We start from the raw sequence: 5,144 nt of genomic DNA on the forward strand, positions 1-5,144 counted from the left end.
CACGCCCAGCAAGCCGTCCGGATCACCCGTACCCGCACCACCGGCGGCAAGACCAGCCGCGAGACCGCCTACCTGGTCACATCCCTACCCGCCGCCGACGCCCAACCCGCTGACCTGCAGACATGGGCAAGAGCGGAATGGCTGATCGAAAACCAGGTCCACAACGTGCGAGATGTGACGTTCCGTGAAGATCTTCACCAGGCCCGCACCGGCACCGGACCCGCCGTCATGGCCACCCTGCGTAACACCGCAATCGGCTGGCACCACATCCACGGCGAACCCAACATCGCCCGCGCCAACCGACGCGCCGACCGTCGCTCACACGACCTCATAACCGCTGTGACCAGCAGTTACCCCAGAACGCAATAGCCCTGGTGAACCGACGTGTCTCGCGCATTTAACGTCATCGCTTGGACGCCCTGCGGGTGTACGGTGCGACAGTGCAGGCATGGTCGCTGTCCCGGTCCTCTACTCGGGAATGGGTGAAGGCATGGTGAAGAAGCCGGACACCATCGGTGCCAGGATTCGGTACTGGCGGATGCGCCGGGGCGGAATGACTCAGGCCGTCCTCGCTGGGCTCGCAGGCGTCACCCAGTCCTACGTGTCGCAGATCGAGTCGGGTCGGAAGACCATCGACCGTCGCTCCACTCTGGTCGCTCTCGCCGCCGCACTCCAGGTCACGGTGGCTGACCTGCTCGGCCAGGGCACAGAGTCCGGCGATCCTGCCCGTGAGAGCGCCGCCGAGTGTGTGCCGGCGATCTGGTCGGCCCTCATCGAGATCGAGGACGGCGAGCGTCGTCCACCGACATGCACAAGGGAACGTCTGACCGCCGAGATCGCCCGCGCCGAGCAGCTCCGCACTTCGTGCAACTACCCGTCCATGGCTCGCATGCTTCCGGGCCTGCTGCTCGAAGCGGCCGCAGTAGGCGGCACCGTGCTCGTCCAGGTCGCCTACCAAGCCGCCACCTGCCTGCGGAACCTCGGATACCGCCATCTAGCCCTCAACGCCGCCCGGCTCGCTGGATCGGTCGCTGAAGGCACCGAAGACCCGGCATGGATCGCGGCCTCCCGCTTCGCCTACGCACAAAGCCTGCCGATCGAATCTGCACCTGTCGCGGCGCGCGCCGCCGACCGGTCACTGACCGAGCTGCAAGCCGAGGCAGCCGACGAGCGGGTGCGACAGATGCTCGGACAGCTTCATCTCTCGGCCGCCTTGACGTCGACAGTCAGCGGTCGGTTGGACGTCGCTCGCGACCACCTTGCCGAGGCAGCCCGCGAGGCGGCAACGCTCGGCGATCCGGCCGACGGAGCTGGCTTCAACGGCTGTGGCTTCGGGCCGACCAACGTCGGGCTCTGGGAGATGTCCATTGCCGCCGAGCAGGGCGAGTCCGGCCGGGTCATTGAGCTCTCTCGGACGGTCTGTCCGCAGGTGCTGGCGGCGTCGATCCGCCAGCAGTCCTACTGGCTTGACCTCGGCCGCGCCCTTGCCGACGGGGGTCGCAGAGACGTTGACGCGCTGGCGGCGTTCGTGCAGGCCGAGCGGGCGGCACCGATCCCGTTCGCCATCAACCCCCTCGCCCGCGATGCCGTGGTGACCCTGGCCCAGCGTGCCCAGCGCCGAGCCATCCCCGACGACCTGCGGCTGCTCGCCGGCCGCATCGGCATCAACCTGGCCGCATAACTGCCAGTAATCGCCGCATTACCAATCCGCCCTAGTGTCCGGTTTGGGACGTACGTGCGTCCCGGTGGCCTGGGGCAGTGAGCGCCCCGGCCTCTGACGGAGGAGGCGGGGATGAGCGGTCGGGACGACAACGCTCCGGAGAACGCAGGGAAACAGTCCGAGGCGGCCGAGCGGGAGGCCGCCAAACAGCGCCTCCTGGCCCAGGCCGAGGCGGACCGCGTACCCGTGGACGACACGACCCGCGCGGTCCCGGACCGGCGGTGGCGGCGTGACCAGCGATGACCTTCCGATCGGCCGCCGCGTGGCGAGCTGGCGGGTGCGGCGGCAGATGACGCAGCAGATGCTCGCCGACCGGCTGCGCAGGTCGAAGAGCTGGGTCGACAAGATCGAGCGGGGTGCCCGCACCCTGGACCGGTACTCGGTGATCCAGGAGCTGGCCCACGTCCTGCGCGTCGATCCAGACGTGCTGCTCGGCCAGCCGCGCAGCACCCCGGCTCGCACACCGGACGGGGTGGACGACATCCGGGCCGCTCTCGCCCGCTACGACCTGCGACAGATCCCGACCCAGGCCCCGGACGAGCTGAGACGGCAGGTCGGGCACGCCTGGTTGACCTACCAGCACGCGCACTACGGGCAGTTGGTGTGCCTGCTGCCGGGTCTGCTCGACGCCGCCCAGGGTGCGCAGTCGGCGGAGCTGCTGGTGCAGGCGTACCGGATCACCTCGTCGCTGCTGGTGAAGCTCGGCGAACCCGACCTGGCCTGGCTGGCCGCCGACCGTGCGATGACCACCGCCGGAGACAACCGAGTCCTCGCGGCAGCAGCAGCCATCTCGATAACCCAGGCGCTCCGCGCCGCCAACCGCAACCCCCTGGCCCTGGAGGCCGCAAACCGCCTCCTCCCACCCCCGTCCCGCCTCGGTGATCATGAGGTTGACCGGCCCTGGGGAGATCAAATCGCCCGTCAACCTCATGATCACCGGGGCGGGCGCGAGGGCGAGGGCGGGAGCGCGGGGGAGTGGGCGGTGGGTGGGACGCTGCTGGTGCAGGCCGCTCTCGCCGCCGCCGGCTGCGGCGAGCACCGCCGCGCCACCGAGCTGATCGACCGGGCCGCCGACCTGCGGGGGTACGACGACACGCACTGCACCAGCTTCGGGGCGGTGGTCGTGGAGATGGCCCGGGTGCTCCTCGCCGCACAGCGGGGTGACACCGACGGCGCACTGACACGGCATGTGGGCATCGTGCGGCGGGAGGCGTGGCGGCGGTTGCCGGCCGAGTATCGGGGTGCCTACCTGCTCGATGTCGCGCGGATCTACCTGCACGCCGGTGACCTGCGCGGGGCGGCGCGCGCGTTGGTCGACGCGGACAGTGTCGCGCCGGCTGAGGTTCGGGGACGGCCGCTGGCGCGTACTCTCATCGCCGATTGTGCCTGCGCGCAGCCGGCGCCGGCCGGCGTGGCGCGACTGGCGACGCTGGTCGGGCTCACCCGCTGACGCTCACGACCAGCGGGCACATTCGGCAGCGAGGCGGGGGTCGGTGCGCACCCAGACCTCGCCTCCGGCGGCGTCGGCCGGGGCGTCGACCCGTTCGAGGCCGAGGAGTTCGATCAGCGGGAGCAGGGTGGCGCGTTCGGCGCGGTCGTCGTCGACGTCGTGCGAGTCGAAGAAGACGTAGTACTGGTCGCTGGGGTCGACGTAGCCCGAGGCTGCCCAGATCCGGGCTACCTCTTCGATCGCCGCCGCCTCCGTCGTGATGGTGGCGGCGCGGGCGGCACCGCGGGTCTCCGGTGAGCCGTCGAGGTCGGCTGGGTCGGCGAACCACTGGCCGAGGTGGTCGAGGCCGCGATAGCCGTTCTCGAAGAACAGCATGGCGCCCGGCAGGTAGCGGTTGGCCCGATCGACCCTCAGGTGTGCCGACCGGGGCGGGTCCGCCTCCTCGATCCGGGAGATCACCCCCAGGCGGGGCATCAGCACCAGACTCTGCCGCGCCGCTTCGTCCGTGATCGTGTAGGTGTCGGACTCTCGGCCCCGGAGGAACGCGGAGAACGCCACGTAGGCCTCCTGCGGGTCGCCCACCGAGACCTGGTGCGTGGTGCCGTCGCCGGCGGTGAAGACGAACTGCTTCGGTCCGGGGCGGTAGGGGCGGGCCATGTACGTCCCCTCGGTCACGGGTGAGAGGCCCGTCAGCCTATCGGGGCGGGTTTCCGCGAACGTGAGATGCGGGCATGGTCACGGCTCCACTCGCTGCCCGGCGCCGCTGGTCGAAGACGGTGACCCTTTGACGGGGGGCAGTGTCAACCCGGTTGGCGACAACACTTGATCCGGGACGGAAGACCGACGTTGCGTGTCTGCTTCCTCACCCACGGTTCAATCTGGAGTACGGCTCGCCGTGCGGGCGGCCGTACACAGTGGAGGTTTCGGATGCTGATCATCGCCGAGGAGCGGGACACCTACCCACCGAACGGGCAAATTCCCAACCTGGAGACCGACGAGAAGGCGTCCGACGACATCGTGAGCCGGATCAAGGCGCTCCTGCCCGGCGACCTCAAGCTCGAGGTCGTCGGGGCGTTGGTGAACTGGTCGGCGAGCATCCTGCTGCCGCATCGAAGCTTCGGGACCTGGGCCGAGGCCGTCACTGCCGCGACCCGCTTCGCGCGCAACGACAAGGCCCTCGCCACCGACGACAGCCAGCGGCAGCGTGACGAGCCTGTCGGCGGCGACGACCTGACGAAACTCAACGTGGCGTTGGCGAGTACGGGGCGGACCGGCGACCCGCAGATCGCCCTGCGCGACGAGAGCCGCAGGTGGGCGAACTGCGGAATGGCGGCGTTCCAGATCCGCGAGCAGTTGCGCGACAAGGGCGGCGAGCCCGTCCGCCTGTCGGGCGAGACCTACCGGGCCGGCAACGGCGACGTGCTCAAGAAGGCGTTACTCGTCAAGCCCGCCAGCCCCGCGACCGTCCTGCTGCTCGACTGCCAGTTCCCGCAGGTGCACAACTTCGTCGTCGAGGTGCACCACGACGGGTCGCGCTACCTGGCCCAGGGTTACCAGGGCAGCTACTTCGCCCACTGGTGGCTGGGCATCAACGACAGCTACTCCGGAGATCCGTCGGCCGAGATCCTCGCGCTGCGTGAGCGGTACGGGCTGGGTCGCCCGATCAGCCCGGAGAACTACGAGAGCATGCTCGACGGCCTGGTCGCGGCCACCTCGTCCGACTGGCAGGAGACCGCGAACCAGTGGCGGACGTTGCCGTTCAACCCTGACCGGCAGGAGGTCGACGGGATCCGCCGCCGGTCCGAGACGCCGACGATCCTCATCGAGGTGTTCGAGCTGCGCAAACCGGCGGTGGCGCGAGCCGCGCTCGGCGGTAACGGCAGCGCGTCGCTCAGCGAGCTGGCGACGCGGGGTATGAAAACCGCCTGACGCCGGGCCGGACCACGCCGTCGCGGCGGGACCCGGATGGGTCCC

At 69.9% G+C, this 5,144-nt stretch carries 5 protein-coding genes and 1 pseudogene; 5 read left to right on the forward strand and 1 reads right to left on the reverse strand.

Features of this window, described 5'->3' with window-relative positions:
- The 4 genes and pseudogenes from AB0H52_RS31375 to AB0H52_RS31390 all read left to right on the forward strand — a co-directional run.
- Positions 1 to 369 (forward strand): annotated as a pseudogene (locus AB0H52_RS31375) (ISAs1 family transposase); the annotation flags it as partial.
- 121 nt (positions 370 to 490) lie between these two features.
- Positions 491 to 1,681 carry a helix-turn-helix transcriptional regulator gene (locus tag AB0H52_RS31380; RefSeq protein WP_151493327.1) on the forward strand — a complete coding sequence of 397 codons (1,191 nt, stop codon included), beginning with the start codon at positions 491 to 493 and terminating at the stop codon, positions 1,679 to 1,681.
- A gap of 111 nt (positions 1,682 to 1,792) precedes the next feature.
- Entirely contained in the window at positions 1,793 to 1,963 is a 171-nt protein-coding gene (locus AB0H52_RS31385) for a hypothetical protein (RefSeq protein ID WP_192580543.1), read from the forward strand.
- A complete protein-coding gene (locus tag AB0H52_RS31390) occupies positions 1,950 to 3,170 on the forward strand; it encodes a helix-turn-helix domain-containing protein (RefSeq protein ID WP_357951897.1) in 1,221 nt (406 codons plus the stop codon). Before AB0H52_RS31385 ends, AB0H52_RS31390 begins: the two co-directional genes overlap by 14 nt.
- 3 nt (positions 3,171 to 3,173) lie before the next feature.
- On the opposite strand, the gene AB0H52_RS31395 is transcribed toward AB0H52_RS31390, so the two are convergent.
- Positions 3,174 to 3,827: a hypothetical protein gene (locus AB0H52_RS31395; RefSeq protein ID WP_357951899.1), complete on the reverse strand. Its 654-nt coding sequence runs from the start codon at positions 3,825 to 3,827 to the stop codon at positions 3,174 to 3,176.
- A gap of 270 nt (positions 3,828 to 4,097) precedes the next feature.
- Here AB0H52_RS31395 and AB0H52_RS31400 point away from each other — a divergent pair, with 270 nt between their 5' ends.
- Entirely contained in the window at positions 4,098 to 5,099 is a 1,002-nt protein-coding gene (locus AB0H52_RS31400) for a hypothetical protein (RefSeq protein WP_151491794.1), read from the forward strand.
- Positions 5,100 to 5,144: the final 45 nt, after the last annotated feature.

The sequence above is a fragment of the Micromonospora sp. NPDC050695 genome, assembly GCF_040654415.1.
GTDB lineage: Bacteria > Actinomycetota > Actinomycetes > Mycobacteriales > Micromonosporaceae > Micromonospora.